The following is an 18,353-nucleotide window of genomic DNA, read 5'->3' on the forward strand; positions in this document are numbered from 1 at the left end:
ACGGTGGCGGCATGGGCAAGCCGACCCGCTGGGTGACCGACACCCAGCCCGGACATTCGCAGTGGTACATCGACCGGTTCCGCCGGCTCGCGGCCGAGGGGGCCGACCTGGCCGGTGAGGCGCGACTGCTGGATGCGCTGGTCCCGCCCGGCGCCCGGATCCTGGACGCCGGCAGCGGCACCGGCCGGGTCGGTGCCGCCCTCGCCGCCCGCGGCCATCGCGTCGTCGGGGTGGACGCCGACCCGGCCCTGATCGAGGCGGCCCAGGTCGACCACCCCGGGCCGCGCTGGCTGGTCGGTGACCTCGCCGAGCTGGACCTGGCCGCGCAGGGGGAGCCGGAGCAGTTCGATGCCGCCGTGTGCGCCGGCAACGTGCTGGCGTTCGTCGCCCCCGGCACCGAGCGGGCGGTGCTGACCCGGATCGGCGCGCACGTCCGCCCGGACGGGCTCGTGGTGGTCGGCTTCGGCACCGACCGCGGCTACCCGCTCGCCGACTTCGACGACGACGCGGTGGCGGCCGGGCTCCGCCTGGAACACCGCTTCGCCACCTGGGACCTGCGCCCCTGGCTGGAGGACGCCGACTTCGCGGTCAGCGTCCTGCGCAAGCCGGCCGCCTGACCCCCCAGCCGGCGCCCCGCCGGCGATCGGGACTCGCGAGAGCGACACGACTTCGGCGAGCTGGCGGCGCCCAGAAGCCACCACTTCGCCGACCTGGCGGACGCGACGTGGCGGCTTCCGGCGTGCCTGATGCCGCCACTTCGCCGAGTGTCGGACGCGACGGCGGGGGTGGCAGGCCGCTCAGGCGGGGGCGGCGACCGTGCGGGCGGCGGCCGGGTCGAGCGGGCTGCCGGCCGGGACCAGGCTGACCAGGCTGGCCGGCAGCCAGGCCGGGCGGACTCCGGCGTAGCCGAGCATGCCGAGCACGTCCGAGCCGGGGAGCGCGTACCGCCGGCCGAGGTCGGTGACGACGTGCACCGTGCCGCCGGACGCGCCGGGCGCCGCGACGGACTCGACCACGGCGCCCCGCCCCGGTTCGACCAGCAGGTGGTCGGCGAGCCCGGACCGGCCACCCGTGGCGGCGGAGAGGTCCGGCGCGGTGGCGCCCACCCGCACGTCGCGTACGCCGGTGTCGTCGCCGATCCGGGCGCAGAGCGCCCCGCCGTCCACGGTGGCCAAACGGGGCGGCACGGCCGGTGGGGCGGTGGGCCCGGTGGGCACCCGGTCGGGGAGCTTGGGCAGGGCGGCGAAGCGGCCGAGGGTGATCGGCTTCGGGTCGCCCTGGCCGGTGCGGGCGAGCAGCAAGGCGGCCTGGAGCTCGGTGACCCCGGCCAGCCCGCCCCGCTCGGCCACCGCGTACTGCCGGCCACCGCCGGAGTTGCGGACCAGGTAGACGTCGCCGACGGTGGCACCGGCGACCCGGTCGGAGGACGCGCCGAGGCCGGGTACCGAAGGCGGGGCCAGGTCGGCGCCGGCCGGCACGGTGCGCAGCAGCGCCGGGGCGACCGGTACGGCCCGTTCCCGGGTCGCGGCCAGCGCGGCCAGCACCCGGTCGGGGTCGCGGAGCAGGTAGCGCCGGTCGTGCCAGAGCAGGTACAGGGTGCCGTCCGGGTGGCGTAGCAGCAGCGCCTGCTCGCCGAGGGGCCGACCGCGGGTGGCGTCCCGCCCGACCAGCAGCGCCGACCGCGCCTCGGTACGCCCCGCCTGGGTGGCGCTGACCGAGCAGACCGTCCACGCTCCGGTGACGAGCCGCCCCGGCGCGGGCAGCGAGTCCGGGGCGTCGGCGATGCCGAGCGGCAGGCCGCGCGGCACCCCGTCGATGGAGCGGCGGGAGACCAGCACGGTCTTCGGCCGCTCCGCCCCGATGATCAACAGCGCGGAGGCGTAGTTGAGCACCGGGTGGAGCTTCTCCTCGCGGTAGACGAACCGCGCGCCGGACTCCTTCTCCACGATCACCGCGGTCGGGTCGCGCCAGGAACTGCCGCCGCCGGCGAAGAGGCCGTACAGGGCGACGCCACCGAGCGCGATCACGGCGACCAGCACACTGGCGAGGCCGGCACCGGCCAACCGCCGGAAGGGCGACTGCGCGGGGTCGGTCTCCCGCATCACCAGCGCGGCGACCGCCCGCTGGACGGCGAACTGGTAGGAGTGGAGCTGGTCCTGCCGCGACGGCATCGGGTCCCTTCCGCCTGGATCGTCGGGGCACAGGATAAGCGCTCCGTCGATCTCTCGGGGACCCTCCGTGGCAGCGGTGGGCCCGGTCCGGGCGAATCAGGCAGCGACGCCTTCCGGGACCCGGGGGTCGTTTCCGCCCAGCGGGTCGCGCCGCCGAGTCCGGCGGCGCCGGGTAGGCCACGGGCCGGGTGAGCGACCACACGACGTCCCGGTGGCGGACGGGTACCCCCCGGGGTATATTGGGGACCGGGAGGTAACGCCATGAAGCTTCAGCCCGAGATGACCAGCGAGGCGCTGACCCGGCTCAAGCGGGCGCGGGGCCAGCTCAACGCCGTCATCGAGATGATGGAGAACGGCGAGGACTGCCGCGCGGCGCTGACCCAGCTCGCCGCCGTGTCGAAGGCGATCGACCGGGCGGGCTTCAAGATCATCGCTTCCGGGATGCGGCACTGCGGCACCGCCCGCGACCGGGGCGAGCAACCGGAGATGACCGAGGAGGAGCTGGAGAAGCTCTTCCTCGCCCTGGCCTGACCGAAGAATTCGACGCCCATGCCGCCTGAGTGCGGCATGGGCGGGTAATCGCGCCCATAACCGGGGCCGAAGTGTGCCTTCCACATACCCCGGGGGGTATGTGGAAGGCGTGGAAAGGAGAACGGCACATGGCAGTCGAGACGTCCGTCATCGCGACGTCCTCGCTCGGCGACCGCAGCTACCTGGCCTCCGACGGACAGGTCGCGATCGTGGTCGACCCGCAACGGGACATCGACCGCGTCCTGTACCTCGCCGGGGCGAAGGGGGTACGGATCACCCACGTCGTGGAGACGCACATCCACAACGACTACGTCTCGGGCGGGCTCGAACTGGCCCGGTTGACCGGCGCCCGCTACCTGGTGGCCGCCGACGACGAGGTCGACTTCGACCGGATGTCGGTCGCCGACGGCGACGTGGTGCCCATCTCGGACGCCCTACGCCTCCGGGTGGTGGCCACCCCGGGTCACACCTTCCACCACCTGTCGTACGTCCTCGACGAGGCCACCGACGGGGGCTGGCAGCCCGCGGGGGTCTTCACCGGTGGTTCACTGCTGTTCGGCACGACCGGACGCACCGACCTGCTCGGCCCCGAGCACGCCCACCAGTTGGCCCACCAGCAGCACGCCTCCGCGAAGCGACTGGCCGACCTGCTGCCCGACGGCGCCCAGGTGTGGCCCACACACGGCTTCGGCAGCTTCTGCTCGGCCGCCCAGGCCGACGCGCCCGACTCGACCATCGGCCGGGAGAAGCAGGCGAACCCGGTGCTGCGGCTCGCCGCGGATCAGTTCGTGAGCGAGACCCTGGCCGGGCTCGACGCCTACCCGGCGTACTACGCCCACATGGGGGTGGCGAACCTCGCCGGGCCGGCCCCGGTGGACCTCACCCCGGTGGCCCGGGCCGACGCGGCGCAGCTACGCGAGCGGATCGCCGCCGGCCAGTGGGTGGTGGACCTGCGGCACCGCACGGCGTACGCGGCCTCGCACCTGGCCGGCACGGTCAGCCTCGGGCTGGACGGGCCGATGTCGACCTGGCTCGGCTGGCTGATCGACTGGGGCATGCCGGTCACCCTGCTCGCGGAGACGCCGGAGCAGGTCGCCGCCGCCCAGCGGGAGCTGGTCCGGATCGGCATCGACCGGCCGGCCGCGCAGGCGACCGGCGCGGCCGAGCAGTGGGCGGCCACGCCCGACCAGCTGCGCGAGCTGCGGAGGGTCGACTTCTCGGCGCTGGCCGCCGCCCGTGCGGGTGACATCCCCGCCGGACTGCCCGCCCCGGACGTGGTCCTCGACGTGCGGATGACCTACGAGTGGCGCGCCGGCCACGTCGAGGGCGCGGTGCACGTTCCGCTGCCCGACCTGCCCCAGCGGCTCGCGGACGTACCCGCCGGCGTCCTCTGGGTGCACTGCGGCTCCGGTTATCGGGCCACCGCCGCGGCGTCGCTGCTGGCGAACGCCGGCCGCGAGGTCGTCGTCATCGACGACAAGTTCGACCGCGCGGCGGCTGCCGGCGTCGCGATGGCCGAGCAGAGCTGACCCGTGTCCCGTTCCGGCCGGCGCGATCCGCGCCGGCCGGTGGATCACCCTGCCGTCAAGCATGGCGGTTTATCCCTGAACGAGGAGAAATGAGCGCTTCCGAAACCACTCGCCCGGCCACCCTCGACGCCACCAGCCTGCGCGAACTGATCGAGTCGGGACGGTCGCCCCGCCTGCTCGACGTCCGCACCCCGGCCGAGTTCGAGACCCTCCACATCCCCGGCGCCTACAACGTCCCGCTGGACCTGCTCAAGGAGCACCGCGCGGAGCTGCGCAACCACCTCGACGAGGACGTCGTCCTGATCTGCCGGTCGGGCGCCCGGGCCAGCCAGGCCGAGCAGGCGCTCGCCGGAGTGGGCCTGCCGAACCTCAAGGTGCTCAACGGCGGCATGCTCGCCTGGCAGGCGGCGAACGCTCCGGTCAAGCAGGGTAGGCAGCGCTGGGATCTGGAGCGTCAGGTCCGCCTCGTCGCCGGCTCGATCGTGCTGGCCAGCGTCCTGGGCTCCATCCTCGTGCCCGGCCTGAAGTGGGTCGCCGGGTTCATCGGCGCCGGCCTCACCTTCGCCGCGGTGACCAACACCTGCGCGATGGGCATGCTGCTGAGCAAGCTGCCGTACAACCGGGGCGCGAGCTGCGATCTGGACACCATCGTCGGCCAGCTGCGGTCATGAGCGGGGCCGTCGTCCTCACGGTCGGCCTCGCCGTCCTGATCGGCGTCAGCCTCGGCCTGCTCGGCGGCGGCGGGTCCATCCTCGCCGTGCCGCTGCTGGTCTACGTCGCCGGCCTGCCGGCGAAGGAGGCGATCGCGACGTCTCTGCTCGTGGTGGGTGCCACGAGCGCCGTGGCGCTGCTGCCGCACGCCCGGTCGGGACGGGTCCGCTGGCGTACCGGCCTGATCTTCGGCCTCGCCGGCATGACCGGCGCCTACGCCGGCGGTCGGCTCGCTGAGTTCATCCCGTCGGCGTACCTGCTCACCGGGTTCGCGGTGATGATGCTGGCCACCGCGGTCGCGATGATCCGCGGCCGGCGCGCCACCGAGGGGAGGCCCGTGCCGCACGAGCTGCCGGTCTTCCGGGTGATCCTCGACGGCGTGGTGGTCGGACTGGTCACCGGCCTGGTCGGCGCGGGCGGCGGCTTCCTGGTGGTGCCCGCCCTGGCCCTGCTCGGCGGCCTGCCGATGCCGGCCGCGGTCGGCACCTCGCTCGTGGTCATCGCGATGAAGTCCTTCGCCGGCCTGGCCGGATACCTCTCCACCGTGCAGATCGACTGGGGCCTGGCCCTCGCTGTCACCGTCGCAGCGATCGTCGGCAGCGTGCTCGGCGGACGGCTCGCCGGACGCGTTCCGGCCGACCTGCTGCGCCGGGCGTTCGGCTGGTTCGTTGTGGTGATGGGCATCTTCGTGCTCGCCCAGCAACTCCCGCCCGAACTGGGACTGGGGTTGGCCGCCGCGGCGGCGTCGGCGGTGGCCGGTACGGTCACCGTCGCGGCGGGGCGACGCCGCCGAAGGAGGAGACACAGTGGACAGCAGCGCCTGGGACGCCCGCTACGCGAGCAATCCAGATCTGGTGTGGGGCGTTGAGCCGAACCGGTTCGTCGTCGAGTCGGTCGACAGGTTGGCCCCCGGCAGCGCGCTCGACCTGGCGGCCGGTGAGGGCCGCAACGCGAGCTGGCTGGCCGAACGCGGCTGGCGGGTCACCGCGGTGGACTTCTCGGCGGTGGCCGTCGAGCGGGGCCGCGAGCTGGCCGCCCGCCGGGGCGTACCGGTGGAGTGGCGGGTCGCGGACGTGACCACGTACCGGCCGGTGCCGGGCAGCTACGACCTGGTCCTGATCGCCTACCTCCACCTGCCCGCCGAGGACCTGGCGCGGGTGCTCGACGCGGCGCGGCAGGCGCTGCGGCCCGGCGGCACCCTGGTCGTCGTCGGGCACGACCGGGCCAACCTCACCGGCGGCACCGGCGGCCCGCAGGACCCGGCGATCCTGCTCACCCCGGAGGGGGTGGTCGACGGGCTCGCCGGGCTGCGCATCCAGCGGGCCGAGACCGCCCGCCGTCCGGTGCCCACCGGCGATGGCGGGACCGTCGACGCCCTCGACACGGTCGTCGTCGCGACCCGGCCGGCCGCCTGATCCGCGGACGGCGGGGCGGTGCCCCGCGGCTCACGGGCGCAGGATCAGGCGGATCGGGTTGCCCTGCTTCTCCTGGACCCGGCGCACCGCCTCCGGCGCGTCGGCCAGCGGCAGCACGTCGCTCACTGACGCGGACAGGTCGAGCCGGCCCAGCCCGGTGAGCGTCACCAACTGCCCGACGTGTTCGGCCTCGGATCCGTAGTGGCCGAGCACCGCCTGCCGGTTGTAGGTGAACCGGCTGTCCGACGGGATGCTGATCGGCTGGTTGGCGATGCCGGTGACCACCAGCCGGCCGTGCCGGCCGAGCACGGTCATGGCCTGCTCGCGGACCGCGGGGACGCCGGCGAAGTCGAAGGCGACGTCGAGCCCCCGGGTGCCGACCAGCTCCAACACCGCGTCCTTGAAGCCGCCGTCCTTCGGGTCGAGGGCCAGGTCCGCGCCGAGGGCGACCGCCCGGTCCCGGGCCGCCGGCAGCGGGTCCACGGCGATCACCGGCGCCGCGCCGATCAGCATCAGCAGCTGCACCGCGTGCGTGCCGAGGCCGCCGAGGCCCCACACCGCGACCGCCTCCGCCGGCCGGACCCGCCCGGTGTCGGTCACCGCGGCCCAAGGCGTGGAGACCGCGTCCGGGATGATGCACGCTTGCTCGAACGGCAGCAGGTCCGGAACGGGGACCAGGGTGTCCTCGCGGGCCAGGACGTACTCGGCCCAGCCGCCGTCGTAGTCGACGCCACGGGTGAGCACGAGGCCGAACCGGTCCCGCTCCCCCGCCTGGAGCAGCACCCGCTGGCCCGGCTGCCAGCCCCGCACCCCCTCGCCCAGCGCGTCCACGGTGCCCGCCACCTCGTGACCGAGGGTCACCACGTCGCCGGGCAGGTACAGCGGGGTGAGGGTGCCGTCGATCAGGTGCACGTCCGACAGGCACACCCCGGCCGCCGCGACCCGGATCCGGACCTCGCCGCGGCCCGGTTCGGGCACCGGCACCGATTCCATCCGCAGCGCCCGCTCGGTCAGGTGCAGCCGTCCGGCCAGCATCTCCGCCACGCTCGGCTCCTTCCTCCGCCGTCCTCGGCCCCGACGGCTCCAGGTCGCTGCGCGGCGTCAGACCGGCCTGCGTCCGGTCCGGAGCGCCGCCTGGCGGCGCGGAGGCCGCGTTGGGCCGCCAGCCGAGCTGGAGTCGCCGTAGGCGTACCCGGGGTGGCGCGGGCGATGCCACCGCCGGCGGAAAAAGGGGCCCGCGCCCGGCGGACGGCCGGGCCGGGCCCGGACGGGCCGGTAACATCCGCCTCACGGGACCGGCGGAGAGGATCACCCGGTGGGCGCGCGATTCGAAGAACTGGCCTGGCGGGAGACCCCGATCGGCGAGCTGAGCCTGCGGCGGCGCCGCGAGCCCTCGCTCGACGTCGACGTGTACGAGGTGAAGCTCGACGACGAGTACCTGATGTCCAGCCTGTTCCCGGTCGCGGAGATCGAGCTCGCCCGGCTCGGGCTGGCCCCGCTGACCGGGGACGCCCTGGACGTGGTGGTGGGCGGCCTGGGGCTCGGCTACACGGCGCGGACCGCGCTGGAGGACCCGCGGGTCCGGTCCCTGCTGGTGGTCGAGGCGATCGAGGACGTGATCGACTGGCACCGGCAGGACCTGCTGCCGTTCGCCGCCGGGCTGGCCGCCGACCCGCGTACCCGGTTCGTCCGGGCGGACTTCTTCGCGGCGGTGGCCAGCGGCACCGGCTTCGACCCGGAGTCGCCGGGCCGACGGTTCCACGCGGTGCTGCTCGACGTGGACCACTCGCCGCGTCAGGTGCTGCACCCCAGCCACGCCGCCTTCTACACGGTGGACGGGCTGCGCCGGCTCGCCGCGCTGCTGCACCGCGACGGCGTCTTCGCGCTCTGGTCGAACGACCCGCCCGACCCGGCGTTCCAGCGGGTGCTGACCGCGGTGTTTCCGACCTCGGTGGCGCACGTCGTCCGTTTCCCCAACCCGCTGCAGCGCCGGGAGGCCGCGAACACCGTCTACGTGGCCCGGCACTGACCGGCCCGCCCCGGGGCGGATGGCGGGCGGCTCCCGGCCGGGCACGCCGGGAGCCGCGGGGCGGACAATCAGCGGGCGTCGACGGTGAACGGGACGGTGATCACGTGGCCGTCGGCGAGGCGGAACTGCCCCCAGAGCCGGTAGCGGCCCGGGCGCGGGAAGTCGACGTGCAGGTCCAGGTCCGGCCCGTAGGTCTGGCCGGGCAGGGCGAACACCGGGCGGCCTTCGGCGTCCTCGGTCTCGGCGTGCTCGTGGGCGAAGCTGTCAGCCGCCGCCGACATGATCACCACGTGTCCGGCGGCGGCGAGGTACGGCCGCAGCCCGGTCACCGGCCGGCCGGTGACGGCGTCGGCGAAGCGGTAGGTGAAGCGGCTGCCGCCGACCTTCGCGCTCCCGTCCAGGGTCACCCGGACGCCGTCGACGACCTGCTGCCGCCCGGACACCGTCGCCGCCTGGTGGATGACCTCGGCCGGGTCACCGACCGCCACGTCGTGCCGCTGCAGCACGTCGGTCAGCTCGCCCTTGCGGCGGAACTCGGTGTGCACGAGGTAGCGCCCGGGGGTGGGGAAGGTGAGCGTGACGTCGAACTCGCCGGGCCGGCCCGCGGGCTGCGGGTGAACGTGCGCGAAGCTGGCCAGGTCGTCGCGGACGGCGATCAGGTGCATCCACGCCTCGTGGCTGCGCCCCACGTCGCGGATCGGCCGGCCGGTCTCGGCGTCGGTGATCCGGACCCGCACGGTGGTGGGCCGGCCGGGCAGCACCTCGGCGGGCATCCGCAGGTCGACCCGGACGCCGGCGTCGGCGGCGGGCACCGGTTCCGTCTCGGCGGTCATCATGGTGCTCATCGCCGGCCGCATCGGCATGCCGGTGCCCTGTGTCCAGGCCAGCACCCCGTTCATGCCCCGCGCGGCGGTGTCGGTACGGCTCAGCGCGGTGAAGCCGGCGCCCACGGCGAGCGCGAGCGCGGCCACCCCGAACAGGTACGCCCACTCGCCGAGCCGGGCGCCCAGCCGGGGCCGCAGCGCGGCGGCGGTCTCCGGGCGGCGGAAGCGGCGCAGCCGCAGCGCGTTGGTGACCACGCTGACCGAGCTCATCGCCATCGCGGCGGCGGCCAGCGACGGGTCGAGCAGGATCCCCCAGGCCGGGTGGAGCACCCCGGCGGCCACCGGAATCAGCAGCAGGTTGTAGCCGAACGCCCAGCCCAGCCCCTGCTTGATCGTGGTGACCGTACGCCGGGACAGCGCGATGGCCGAGACGATGCCGCGCAGGTCGCCGCCGACCAGGGTGATGTCGGAGGCCGCGATGGCCACGTCGGTGCCGGTGCCGATGGCGACGCCCAGGTCCGCGCGGGCCAGCGCGGGCGCGTCGTTGATGCCGTCGCCGACCATCGCCACCACCGCGCCGCGCTCCTGCAGGGCGGCTACCCGGGCGGCCTTCTCGTCGGGCCGGACGTCGGCGATCACGTGCGCGATGCCGACCTCGCGGGCGACCACCTCGGCGGTGACCTGGTTGTCGCCGGTCAGCATCCACACCTGCAGGCCGAGCGCCCGGAGCTGGGCGACCGCCTCCCGGGACTCGGGGCGCAGGGTGTCGGCCACCCCCACGACGCCGGCGAGCCGGCCGTCGAGGGCCACGTGCACGGGGGTGCCGCCGCGCGCCGCCACCGCGGCGGCCGCGTCCGCCAGCGGGGCGACGTCGACGCCGTGCCGCCGCAGCAGCGCGGGGTTGCCGATCAGCACCCGGCGGCCGGCCACCTCCGCCTCGACGCCGTGTCCGGGCAGCGCCGTGAAGGAGCCCGCCGCCGGTACGGCGAGGTCGCGGGCGCGGGCGTGTCGGACGATCGCTTCCCCGAGCGGGTGCTCGGAGCCGGTCTCGGCCGCCGCCGCGTACGCCAGCAGCTGGTCGGCGTCGACGCCGTCGGCGGCGTGCACCACGGTGACGTCCGGGCGGCCGCGGGTGAGTGTGCCGGTCTTGTCCAGCACCACCGTGGTGATCCGTCGGGCCTGCTCCAGCGCCTCCCCGCCGGAGATGAGGATGCCCAGCTCGGCGGCCTTGCCGGTGCCGACCATGATCGCGGTCGGGGTGGCCAGGCCGAGGGCGCAGGGGCAGGCGATGATGAGCACCGCGATCGCGGTGCCGATGCCGAAGGTCAGCCGCCCGTCGTCGGGTCCGGCGACGGCCCAGACGGCGAAGGTGAGCAGGGCCAGCCCGATCACCGCCGGGACGAACCAGGCGGAGACCGTGTCGACCAGCCGCTGCATGGGTGCCTTGGCGCCCTGGGCCTCGCGGACCAGCCGGACGATCTGGGCGAGGGTGGTGTCCTGGCCCACCGCGGTGGCCCGCAGCACCACCGAGCCGGTCCGGTTGACGGTCGAGCCGATGAGCACGTCCCCGACCGTCTTCGACACCGGCATGCTCTCGCCGGTCAGCATGCTCTCGTCCACCGTGGAGGCGCCCTCGGTGACCGTGCCGTCCACCGGCACCTTCTCGCCGGGGCGGACCCGGACCAGGTCGCCGACCACGACCGCGTCCACCGGTACCTCGGTCTCCACGCCGTCGCGCAGCACCCGGGCCGTGCGCGGCCGCAGCCCGAGCAGCGCGCCGATCGCGGCGCCGGTCTGCCGCCGGGCCCGGGCCTCCATCCACCGGCCGGTGAGCACCAGCGCGATGACCACCACGGAGATCTCGAAGTAGACGTGCAGCGGCAGGCCGAGCCGTTCGGCCGCCGCCGGCCAGAGCGTGACGAAGGCGCTGTAGGCGTACGCGACGGTGGTGCCGAGGGCGACCAGGGTGTGCATGTTGACGCCGCCGTGCCGGGCCGCCGCCCAGGCCGCCCGGTAGAAGGGCCGGCCCGCGCCGAACTGCACCACGGTCGCGACGACCAGCAGCGCCGGCATCAGCCAGTCCATCGCGTCGATGGACAGCGGCAGGTACATCAGCACCATCATGGCCAGCCCGGTGGCCAGGGTCAGCTGCCAGATCCGCTTGAGCCGGGTGACCTCCCGCTCCTCGGCCCGGACCCGCTCGGCGTCGTCGTCCGCGCTCTCGGGGGCCGGGACGTCCGGCCGGCGGGGCTCGTCAACCTGGACGGTGGCCGTGTAGCCGGCGCGCTCCACCGCCGCGGTCAGCGCCGGCGGGTTCACCCGGGCCGGGTCGTAGGCCACGGTCGCCGTCTCGGTCGCCAGGTTGACCTCGGCCCGCGCCACCCCCTCGACCCGGCTGAGCGCCCGTTCCACCCGCCGCACACAGGACGCACAGGTCATCCCGCCGATGTCCAGCGTGCCGGAGACGACCGTCGGTGTCGTCATCGCACTGCTCCTCTCGTACCGGGCGTCGCAGGCGCCCTGGCTGGTTGCCGCCCGTCCGGCGGCCGGTGACGCCACGCTCCCGGCCGCCGCTGTCCGCCCGCTGTCCGCGACCCGTCGGCCCCTCGGGCGTACGCGACAGGGCGCGGACAGCGCCGACCGGCACGGTTCGAGCTGCCGGGCCGCCACGGGGTGGCCCACCGAACGAAGGAGCGAACCGTGCCCCAGCTCGTGTTCTCCGTGCCGAAGATCAGCTGTGGCCGCTGCGTCGAGGCCATCCGGGAGGAGGTCGGCCTGGTCGCCGGCGTCCGGGCCGTGGCCGTCGACCTGGCCACCCGTACCGTCCGGGTCGACGGCGACGCCGACCGGGCCGCCGTCGTGGCCGCGATCGGCGAGGCCGGCCACCAGGTCGCCTGAGTGCGGGAGGAGGCGGACCGATGGACCTGGACACCGTGATCGTCGGCGGTGGTCAGGCCGGGCTGGCGCTCGGCCACCACCTGCGCCGCGCCGGCGTGCCCTTCGCGATCCTCGACGCGCACGCCCGGGTGGGCGACGCCTGGCGGCAGCGCTGGGACTCGCTGGCCCTGTTCACCCCGCGCCGGTTCTCCGCCCTGCCGGGCCTGCCGTTCCCCGGCGACCCGGACGGGCACCCCGGCAAGGACGAGGTGGCCGACTACCTCGCCGCGTACGCCGCGCACTTCAACCTGCCGGTGCGGCTCGGCTGCCGGGTCACCTCGGTCCGCCCCGGCGCGGCGGGCGGCTTCACCGTCGACACGTCGACCGGGACGCTGCACGCCCAGCGCGTGATGGTCGCCGCCGGGGCGTTCCACAAGCCCCGGGTGCCGGAGGTGGCCGGCCGGCTCCGCGTCACCCAGCTGCACAGCAGCGCGTACCGCAACCCGACGCAGCTGCCCGGCCCGGTCGTGGCGGTGGTCGGCGGCGGGAACACCGGGGTGCAGATCGCCGCCGAGCTCGCCGACCACGGCCGGCGGGTGGTGCTGGCCGCCCCGGCGATCGGCCCGGTGCTGCCGCAGCGCTGGCTCGGCCGGGACATCTTCTGGTGGTTCTCCCGGCTGGGCACCATGCGGCTGAGCGCCGAGAGCCGGCTGGGTGGGCGGATCGCGGCGCAGAACCCGATCATCGGGACCGACGTGGCCGGGCTGCTGCGGCGGGTCGACCGGGTCGGCCGGGTGGTGGACGCCGAGGGGGACAGCCTGCTGCTGGCCGACGGCGGGCGCCGACGGGTGGACGCAGTGGTCTGGGCGACCGGGTTCCGCCCGCACTACCCGTGGCTGGCGGTGCCGGTGCTGGACCCGGCCGGCGCGCCGGTGCAGCGGGCGGGCGTGACGGACTGGCCGGGGCTGTACTTCCTCGGCCTGCCCTGGCAGCGCGCTCGCGGCTCGGCGGTCCTGGGCTGGGTGGGTCGGGACGCCGAGGTGCTGGCCGCCCGGCTGGCCGAGGACCGACGGCTGACGACGCCCCGGCCGGCGCCGGCCGTCCCGGCCTGAGCGGGCCGCCCCGCCCGAGCGGGTCCCGGCGTCCCGGCCCGGCAGGCGGCGCCCCCACCTGCCGCGGGCACGGCCGGCGGCGGGCAGCTCACCGCCTTTCGGCTGATCGGCCGAGGGCGGGCCGGGACGTACCATGGGCCCGCCCGGGCAGCCACCCGGCGATCGGGGCGGGCCGCAGGGCCGACGCCGCAGCGGACGGGAGTGTGATGAGCGGGGACAGCGGGCCCACGGTGAGCTTCGGGGTGCTCGGCACCGTCGAGCTCCGGGTGGCCGGCCGACCCGCCACGCCGCTCGCCCCGGCGGTCCGGGCCCTGCTGGCCCGGCTGGTCCTCGCCGCAGGCCGGGTGGTCTCCGCCGACGCGCTGGCCGACGCGCTCTGGGGCGACCAGCCCCCGGCCGACGCCACGAACGCGCTGCAACTGCGGGTGTCCAAGCTGCGCCGGGCCTTGGCCGCCGCCGGGACGGGCGGCGACCTGCTGGTCACCCGCGCCCCGGGCTACCAGCTCGCCGTCGCTCCCGACGCGGTCGACGCGTACCGCTTCGAACGGCTGCTGGAGCGGGCCCGCGCGAGCACCGGCGCCGGACCCGCCGCGCTGGCCTGCTTCGACGAGGCGCTGCGGCTGTGGCGCGGGCCGGCCCTGGCCGACGTCGGCGAGGCCGACTGGGCGCTGGCCGAGACCGCCCGGCTGGCGGAGCTGCGCCTCGGCGCGGTGGAGGACCGGCTGGAGCTGCTCCTGGAGACCGGCCGGCAGGCCGAGGCGGTCGCCGACCTGGAACGGCTGGTCGTCGCCCACCCGCTGCGCGAACGGCTGCACCGGCTGCTGATGCTGGCGCTCTACCGGGGCGGGCGGCAGGCCGAGGCGATCACCGCGTACCACGCGCTGCGGCACCGCCTCGCCGACGAGCTGGGCATCGACCCGGCACCCGAACTGCAGGCGCTCGCCGAGGCGATCCTGCGGCAGCAGGTCCCCGCCCCCGCCCCGTCGGCCCTGCCGGCGGCGCCAGCCGCCCAGCCCGTCGCCGGCGCGGCCGACCGGGGCGCCAGGCCGGAGACCGCGGCGACGGCTGCGCCGATTCCCGCCCCGCGCGCAACCGGGCGCAGCGACCTGCCGCGCCGGCTCGCCTCGGTCATCGGTCGCCAGGACGACGTGCAGCGGGTGCTGGACCGGCTACGCGAGGCGCGGGTGGTGACGCTGACCGGCCCGGGCGGCGTCGGCAAGACCACCCTGGCGTTGGAGGCCGTACGCCGGGTCGACGCCGCCCTGGCCGACCGGCTGCACCTGGTCCGCCTGTCCGCCGTGCCGGCCGGGGCGGATCTCCCCGAGGCGGTCGCCGACCAGCTCGGCGTGGCCGCCGGCGGTCCGGGACCGGCCGCCACCGCGGCGTTGGTCGCCTGGCTCGGCGACGACCGGGCGCTGCTGGTGGTCGACAACTGCGAGCACGTCATCGACGAGGTGGCCGAGCTGGTCGAGCAGCTGGTCGCGGCCTGCCCGGCGGTGACCGTGCTGACCACCAGCCGGGAGGCCCTCGCCGTACCCGGGGAGACCCAGCTCGCGGTGGCACCGCTGGGCGTACCCGACGGGCCGGCTGATCTCGCGCGACTCGGCGACAGCCCGGCGGTGGCCCTCTTCGTCGACCGCGCGCGGGCGGTCCGCCCCGGATTCGTCCTCGACGAGGCGACCGCGCCGGTGATCGCGGACATCTGCCGCCAGCTCGACGGCATGCCACTGGCCATCGAGCTGGCAGCCGCCCGGGTGAAGGCACTGCCGCCGGCGGAGATCGCGGCCCGGCTGCACGACCGCTTCGCGCTGCTCACGGCGGGGGCGCGAACCAGCGAGGCCCGGCACCGGACCCTGCGGGCCACCCTCGACTGGAGCCACGACCTGCTCACCGAGGCCGAGCGGCGGCTGCTGCGCCGGCTGGCCGTGTTCCGAGGCGGCTGGGACCTGACCGCCGCCGAGCGGGTCTGCGCGTTCGGCGGCCTGGCCGCCGACAAGGTGCTCGACCTGCTCTTCCGGCTGGTCGACCGCTCCCTCGTGGTGCCGGACCCGACCACCGGCCGGTTCCGGCTGCTGGTCACCATCCGGGAGTACGCCGCCGCCCGGCTCGCCGAGGCCGGCGAGACCGCCGCCGCCCGCGACCGGCACCTCACCCACTTCACCGAGCTGGCCGAACGGTACGGCCCGCACGCGCGGACCGACGCCGACGCCTGGGCACGCCCGACCGAGGAGCACGACAACTTCCGGGCCGCCGTCGACCGCTGCCTGGAGCGGACGGACGGGGTCGACGCCGGCCTGCGGCTGGCCGACGCCCTCTTCCTGTTCTGGAACTACGGACCCCGGTACGAGGGGATCCGGGCGCTGACCGCATTGCTCGCCACCGGCCAGGCCGCACCGGCCGCCCGGGCCGCCGCCCTGCAGCGGATCGGCCAGCTCGGCGTCTACTACCCCACGGCACAGACCCGGGCCGCCGCGCGGGAGAGCCTGGTGGAGTTCGTACGCCTGGGCGACCGGGTCAACACGGCGGTCTCCCGGCTCGTCGTCGCCTGGGAGGGCCAGTACGACGGTGACCCGGACCGCTACCGGGCGATGGTCGCGCAGGCCCGCCGCGAGCGCGGCGACACCGACGATCCCTGGTGGCACGGGACGGTCTGCTACATCGAAGCCCTGCTGGACCTGCGCACCGGCGCCTTCGCCCGGTCCGCCGAGCAGTGGCGGCGCAGCCTCGACCTCACCCGGCGGGCCGGGGACCGCCTCCTGCCGGCCGGCATCCTGGCGCACCTCGGCATCGCGCTGCGCGAGGCCGGCCGGCAGGACGAGGCGATCGCCGTCCTCGAGGAGGCGGCGGCGGAGACCCGGCGCAACCCGTCCCCGCACGCGCTGGCCTTCACCCTCGTCCAGCTGGCGCACACCCGGCTGGACCGGGGCGAGGTCGACGGCGTGCCGGCGATGCTCGCCGAGGCGGCGGAGACAGCCCGCCGCAGCGGCAACCCGCGCTGCCAGGCCTGGGCCGCCTGGGGCCGGGCGCGGATCGCGTACGCCGGCGGCGACGCGACCACCGCGGCGGACGAGTGCCGGCGGGCGGTGCAACTGCTCGAGGAGCGCGAATTCCCGTGGGCCCGGCTCCGGCTCTGGTCGTTGACCGCCGAGGCGGCGGCCGACGCCGGGCGGCAACAGGAGGCCGACGCGGCCCGGCGCGCGGCGGCAGCCCTGGCTCCGGCAACCCGCTGACACGCCCGCCCCTGGACGCCGGGGCGTTTCAGCGGGGCAGGCCCGGTCCGGTCAGCGCCATCCGTCGAAGGCGGCTAGGTGGACGCCAGCTTCCGGCGTGCGGCTCACCGCTGCGCCCAGAACGGGTCCCGGCCGATGAAACCCAGCATTCTGGTCTGGGTGTCGGCACCGACGGGTACCTCCACTCGGGGGCCATACTGGCCGGAGGAGCGGATGACCTGCTCCATCTGCTCCATCTCACCGAGGAGTTGAGCGCAGAAGTCGGGGTCCAGCCGGTCGTCCTGGCCGGTGGCCCTGGCGAGATCCCAGGTGTGCATGAACACGTCGGCGGTGTAGAACCGGTCGATCGCGGTCGCCAGCGGCAGGCTGCCGATGTGCGGGTTGGTGAGCTCGCGGTGCGCCGTCTCGGGATCGTCCAGCACCGCCTGCACACCGTCGCAGTGAACCTGCCACGCGGCGACCGGGTCCTCGTCCACCGACGGCCCGCGGGGCAGTTCGACGCCGGCGCCGGAGGCGAGGAACCCGGGGCACCATTCGGTCAGGTGGCGCACGACGTCGCGGGCGGCCCAGCCGGCGACCGGCGATGGCGCGTCCCAGGACCGGGCGCCACGCACCCGGTCGGTGAACAGCCCGGCAACCTGCCGGTGTCGCTCGGCCGGGCGGTCAGACAGTGCCATCGATGAGCATCCTCTCCAGCTTCGCGTAACCCTCGTTGACACCGACCTCCATGCCGCTGCGCAGCCACGCATCGCGGTCCTCGAAGCTGTCGACTAGCGACTGTGTCCGCAGCCGCGTACGGCCGTCGCCGAGGTCCTCGAACCACAACGTCTCCAGCGCGACTCCGTCGGGTTCGCCGTCGAACGTGAAGGTCTGCACGATCCGGTCCGGCCGTACCTCGTGGAAGCAGCCGTGGAACCCGTACTCGGTGCCGTCGTGCACCGAGACATACCGCCAACTGCCGCCGGTACGCGCGTCCCAGTGCTCGATCCGGGTGGCCGTGGCGGTGGGGCCGACCCATTGGGCGAACAACGCGGGATCGGTGTGGGCGCGGAACAGTTGCTCGGGCCTTGCCGCGAAGTCACGAGTCATCCGGATGACCGGCAGCCTTCGGTCGGCTTCGATGACTGTCTCCGTGATCCTGTTCATGCTCGCCTCTCTCCATCTCCGCCAGGACGGCGTCGAGGCGGCGATAGCGCTGCTCGACGCGGCTCCGGTGACGCTCGATCCAGGTGTCCATCAGGTCGAAGGCCTGGACCTCCAGGCGCACCGACCGGGGCTGCGGCCCGCGCGGTCGGCTGACGAGCCCGGCGTCCTCGAGCACCCGCAGGTGCTTGTAGACGGCCTGCAACGTCATCCGGTACGGCTCGGCCAACTGGCTCACGGTCGCGTCACCCTCGGAGAGCCGGGCGACCATGTCGCGCCGGGTCGGATCAGCGAGGGCGGCGAAGGCTCGGGACAGCGCGTCCGTGGCATCTCCCTCAATTTCAACCCGATGGTTGAAACGACCGTAGAACGGGGGTCACCCACCCGTCAACCCCGTGGTTGAAAGTGCAGTTCCATGCCCGTGCGCCGGCCGGCGGCGGGCCGCTAGTCCGGGCGGCACTTCGGGCCGGCGGGACAGACCGTCAGCCCGGTCCGGTGCAGGGCGGCCGGGTCGACCTCGCCGCCCACGCGCAGCAGGCCGGCGTCGCCGTCGAACTCCAGCGACACCACGCCGGGCAGGTCACTGACCCGCCGGCTGACCGCGCGCACGCAGCGCCGGCAGATCCCGGGCGGCAGCGCCACCGTCACCACCCGCGTCCGGTCCGCGGCGGGGTCGTTCCGTTCCACCATGCCCGCCAGCCTGGCCGTGGCCGCTGGCGGCGGCCTGTCCATCCGCTGTCCGCCCCGGCCGGATCGACGGCCAGCGTCCGGACAGCGCGAC

The 18,353-nt window shown here is 75.4% G+C and carries 17 protein-coding genes; 10 read left to right on the forward strand and 7 right to left on the reverse strand.

Annotated features, from left to right (window positions below):
• Window positions 1–11 precede the first annotated feature (11 nt).
• Window positions 12–617, forward strand: coding sequence for a bifunctional 2-polyprenyl-6-hydroxyphenol methylase/3-demethylubiquinol 3-O-methyltransferase UbiG (locus FXF52_RS17655; protein ID WP_148798011.1), 606 nt, complete (start codon window positions 12–14; stop codon window positions 615–617).
• Window positions 618–797: 180 nt separating this feature from the next.
• Here FXF52_RS17655 and eccB read toward each other — a convergent pair whose 3' ends face one another.
• Window positions 798–2,171 (reverse strand): type VII secretion protein EccB, encoded by a 1,374-nt coding sequence (eccB, locus tag FXF52_RS17660; RefSeq protein WP_148798012.1) that lies wholly within the window; start codon window positions 2,169–2,171, stop codon window positions 798–800.
• 261 nt (window positions 2,172–2,432) lie between these two features.
• Between eccB and FXF52_RS17665 the strand changes: the two genes are divergently transcribed.
• From FXF52_RS17665 to FXF52_RS17685, 5 genes are all read left to right on the forward strand, one after another.
• The gene (locus FXF52_RS17665) at window positions 2,433–2,702 is read left to right on the forward strand and encodes a metal-sensitive transcriptional regulator (RefSeq protein WP_148798013.1); all 270 of its coding nucleotides are present in this window, start codon (window positions 2,433–2,435) and stop codon (window positions 2,700–2,702) included.
• Window positions 2,703–2,830: 128 nt separating this feature from the next.
• Window positions 2,831–4,231 carry an MBL fold metallo-hydrolase gene (locus FXF52_RS17670; protein WP_148798014.1) on the forward strand — a complete coding sequence of 467 codons (1,401 nt, stop codon included), beginning with the start codon at window positions 2,831–2,833 and terminating at the stop codon, window positions 4,229–4,231.
• Between the two features lie 89 nt (window positions 4,232–4,320).
• Window positions 4,321–4,902: a rhodanese-like domain-containing protein gene (locus FXF52_RS17675; RefSeq protein WP_148798015.1), complete on the forward strand. Its 582-nt coding sequence runs from the start codon at window positions 4,321–4,323 to the stop codon at window positions 4,900–4,902.
• Window positions 4,899–5,810: a sulfite exporter TauE/SafE family protein gene (locus tag FXF52_RS17680; RefSeq protein WP_148798016.1), complete on the forward strand. Its 912-nt coding sequence runs from the start codon at window positions 4,899–4,901 to the stop codon at window positions 5,808–5,810. The genes FXF52_RS17675 and FXF52_RS17680 overlap by 4 nt, the downstream gene beginning before the upstream one ends.
• Window positions 5,749–6,357 carry a class I SAM-dependent methyltransferase gene (locus FXF52_RS17685; RefSeq protein WP_148798017.1) on the forward strand — a complete coding sequence of 203 codons (609 nt, stop codon included), beginning with the start codon at window positions 5,749–5,751 and terminating at the stop codon, window positions 6,355–6,357. The genes FXF52_RS17680 and FXF52_RS17685 overlap by 62 nt, the downstream gene beginning before the upstream one ends.
• A 30-nt stretch (window positions 6,358–6,387) precedes the next feature.
• Here the strand turns inward: FXF52_RS17685 and FXF52_RS17690 are convergent, their stop codons facing one another.
• Window positions 6,388–7,392, reverse strand: coding sequence for a zinc-binding dehydrogenase (locus FXF52_RS17690; RefSeq protein ID WP_222870556.1), 1,005 nt, complete (start codon window positions 7,390–7,392; stop codon window positions 6,388–6,390).
• 280 nt (window positions 7,393–7,672) lie between these two features.
• On the opposite strand from FXF52_RS17690, the gene FXF52_RS17695 reads away from it, so the two are divergent.
• A complete protein-coding gene (locus FXF52_RS17695; RefSeq protein ID WP_148798019.1) occupies window positions 7,673–8,386 on the forward strand; it encodes a spermidine synthase in 714 nt (237 codons plus the stop codon).
• A gap of 68 nt (window positions 8,387–8,454) precedes the next feature.
• Here the strand turns inward: FXF52_RS17695 and FXF52_RS17700 are convergent, their stop codons facing one another.
• Window positions 8,455–11,694 carry a cation-translocating P-type ATPase gene (locus FXF52_RS17700; RefSeq protein WP_148798020.1) on the reverse strand — a complete coding sequence of 1,080 codons (3,240 nt, stop codon included), beginning with the start codon at window positions 11,692–11,694 and terminating at the stop codon, window positions 8,455–8,457.
• 216 nt (window positions 11,695–11,910) lie between these two features.
• Between FXF52_RS17700 and FXF52_RS17705 the strand changes: the two genes are divergently transcribed.
• The 3 genes from FXF52_RS17705 (at window position 11,911) to FXF52_RS43880 (ending at window position 16,429) form a co-directional block, all read left to right on the forward strand.
• A complete protein-coding gene (locus FXF52_RS17705; protein ID WP_148798021.1) occupies window positions 11,911–12,108 on the forward strand; it encodes a heavy-metal-associated domain-containing protein in 198 nt (65 codons plus the stop codon).
• Between the two features lie 20 nt (window positions 12,109–12,128).
• Complete coding sequence (locus tag FXF52_RS17710) at window positions 12,129–13,199, forward strand: NAD(P)/FAD-dependent oxidoreductase (protein WP_148798022.1); 1,071 nt, start codon at window positions 12,129–12,131, stop codon at window positions 13,197–13,199.
• A 206-nt stretch (window positions 13,200–13,405) separates the two neighbouring features.
• Complete coding sequence (locus tag FXF52_RS43880) at window positions 13,406–16,429, forward strand: BTAD domain-containing putative transcriptional regulator (RefSeq protein WP_148798023.1); 3,024 nt, start codon at window positions 13,406–13,408, stop codon at window positions 16,427–16,429.
• A gap of 104 nt (window positions 16,430–16,533) precedes the next feature.
• On the opposite strand, the gene FXF52_RS17720 is transcribed toward FXF52_RS43880, so the two are convergent.
• From FXF52_RS17720 to FXF52_RS17735, 4 genes are all read right to left on the reverse strand, one after another.
• Entirely contained in the window at window positions 16,534–17,106 is a 573-nt protein-coding gene (locus FXF52_RS17720) for a TIGR03086 family metal-binding protein (RefSeq protein ID WP_148798024.1), read from the reverse strand.
• Window positions 17,093–17,518, reverse strand: coding sequence for an SRPBCC family protein (locus FXF52_RS17725; RefSeq protein WP_255472065.1), 426 nt, complete (start codon window positions 17,516–17,518; stop codon window positions 17,093–17,095). Before FXF52_RS17725 ends, FXF52_RS17720 begins: the two co-directional genes overlap by 14 nt.
• Window positions 17,508–17,912 (reverse strand): metalloregulator ArsR/SmtB family transcription factor, encoded by a 405-nt coding sequence (locus tag FXF52_RS17730; protein WP_255472074.1) that lies wholly within the window; start codon window positions 17,910–17,912, stop codon window positions 17,508–17,510. The genes FXF52_RS17725 and FXF52_RS17730 overlap by 11 nt, the downstream gene beginning before the upstream one ends.
• Before the next feature lie 104 nt (window positions 17,913–18,016).
• Window positions 18,017–18,262 (reverse strand): heavy-metal-associated domain-containing protein, encoded by a 246-nt coding sequence (locus tag FXF52_RS17735; protein ID WP_187413552.1) that lies wholly within the window; start codon window positions 18,260–18,262, stop codon window positions 18,017–18,019.
• Between the last annotated feature and the right edge of the window lie 91 nt (window positions 18,263–18,353).

Origin of the sequence: Micromonospora sp. MP36 (genome assembly GCF_008119785.1) — a bacterium.
GTDB lineage: Bacteria > Actinomycetota > Actinomycetes > Mycobacteriales > Micromonosporaceae > Micromonospora.

Bases quoted from the DNA above. Each gene is read 5' to 3' on its own strand.
- FXF52_RS17655 (WP_148798011.1), top strand. From the start codon at position 12: ATGGGCAAGCCGACCCGCTGGGTGACCGACACCCAGCCCGGACATTCG.
- eccB (WP_148798012.1), bottom strand. From the start codon at position 2,171: ATGCCGTCGCGGCAGGACCAGCTCCACTCCTACCAGTTCGCCGTCCAG.
- FXF52_RS17665 (WP_148798013.1), top strand. From the start codon at position 2,433: ATGAAGCTTCAGCCCGAGATGACCAGCGAGGCGCTGACCCGGCTCAAG.
- FXF52_RS17670 (WP_148798014.1), top strand. From the start codon at position 2,831: ATGGCAGTCGAGACGTCCGTCATCGCGACGTCCTCGCTCGGCGACCGC.
- FXF52_RS17675 (WP_148798015.1), top strand. From the start codon at position 4,321: ATGAGCGCTTCCGAAACCACTCGCCCGGCCACCCTCGACGCCACCAGC.
- FXF52_RS17680 (WP_148798016.1), top strand. From the start codon at position 4,899: ATGAGCGGGGCCGTCGTCCTCACGGTCGGCCTCGCCGTCCTGATCGGC.
- FXF52_RS17690 (WP_222870556.1), bottom strand. From the start codon at position 7,392: ATGCTGGCCGGACGGCTGCACCTGACCGAGCGGGCGCTGCGGATGGAA.
- FXF52_RS17700 (WP_148798020.1), bottom strand. From the start codon at position 11,694: ATGACGACACCGACGGTCGTCTCCGGCACGCTGGACATCGGCGGGATG.
- FXF52_RS17710 (WP_148798022.1), top strand. From the start codon at position 12,129: ATGGACCTGGACACCGTGATCGTCGGCGGTGGTCAGGCCGGGCTGGCG.
- FXF52_RS43880 (WP_148798023.1), top strand. From the start codon at position 13,406: ATGAGCGGGGACAGCGGGCCCACGGTGAGCTTCGGGGTGCTCGGCACC.
- FXF52_RS17720 (WP_148798024.1), bottom strand. From the start codon at position 17,106: ATGGCACTGTCTGACCGCCCGGCCGAGCGACACCGGCAGGTTGCCGGG.
- FXF52_RS17725 (WP_255472065.1), bottom strand. From the start codon at position 17,518: ATGACTCGTGACTTCGCGGCAAGGCCCGAGCAACTGTTCCGCGCCCAC.
- FXF52_RS17735 (WP_187413552.1), bottom strand. From the start codon at position 18,262: ATGGTGGAACGGAACGACCCCGCCGCGGACCGGACGCGGGTGGTGACG.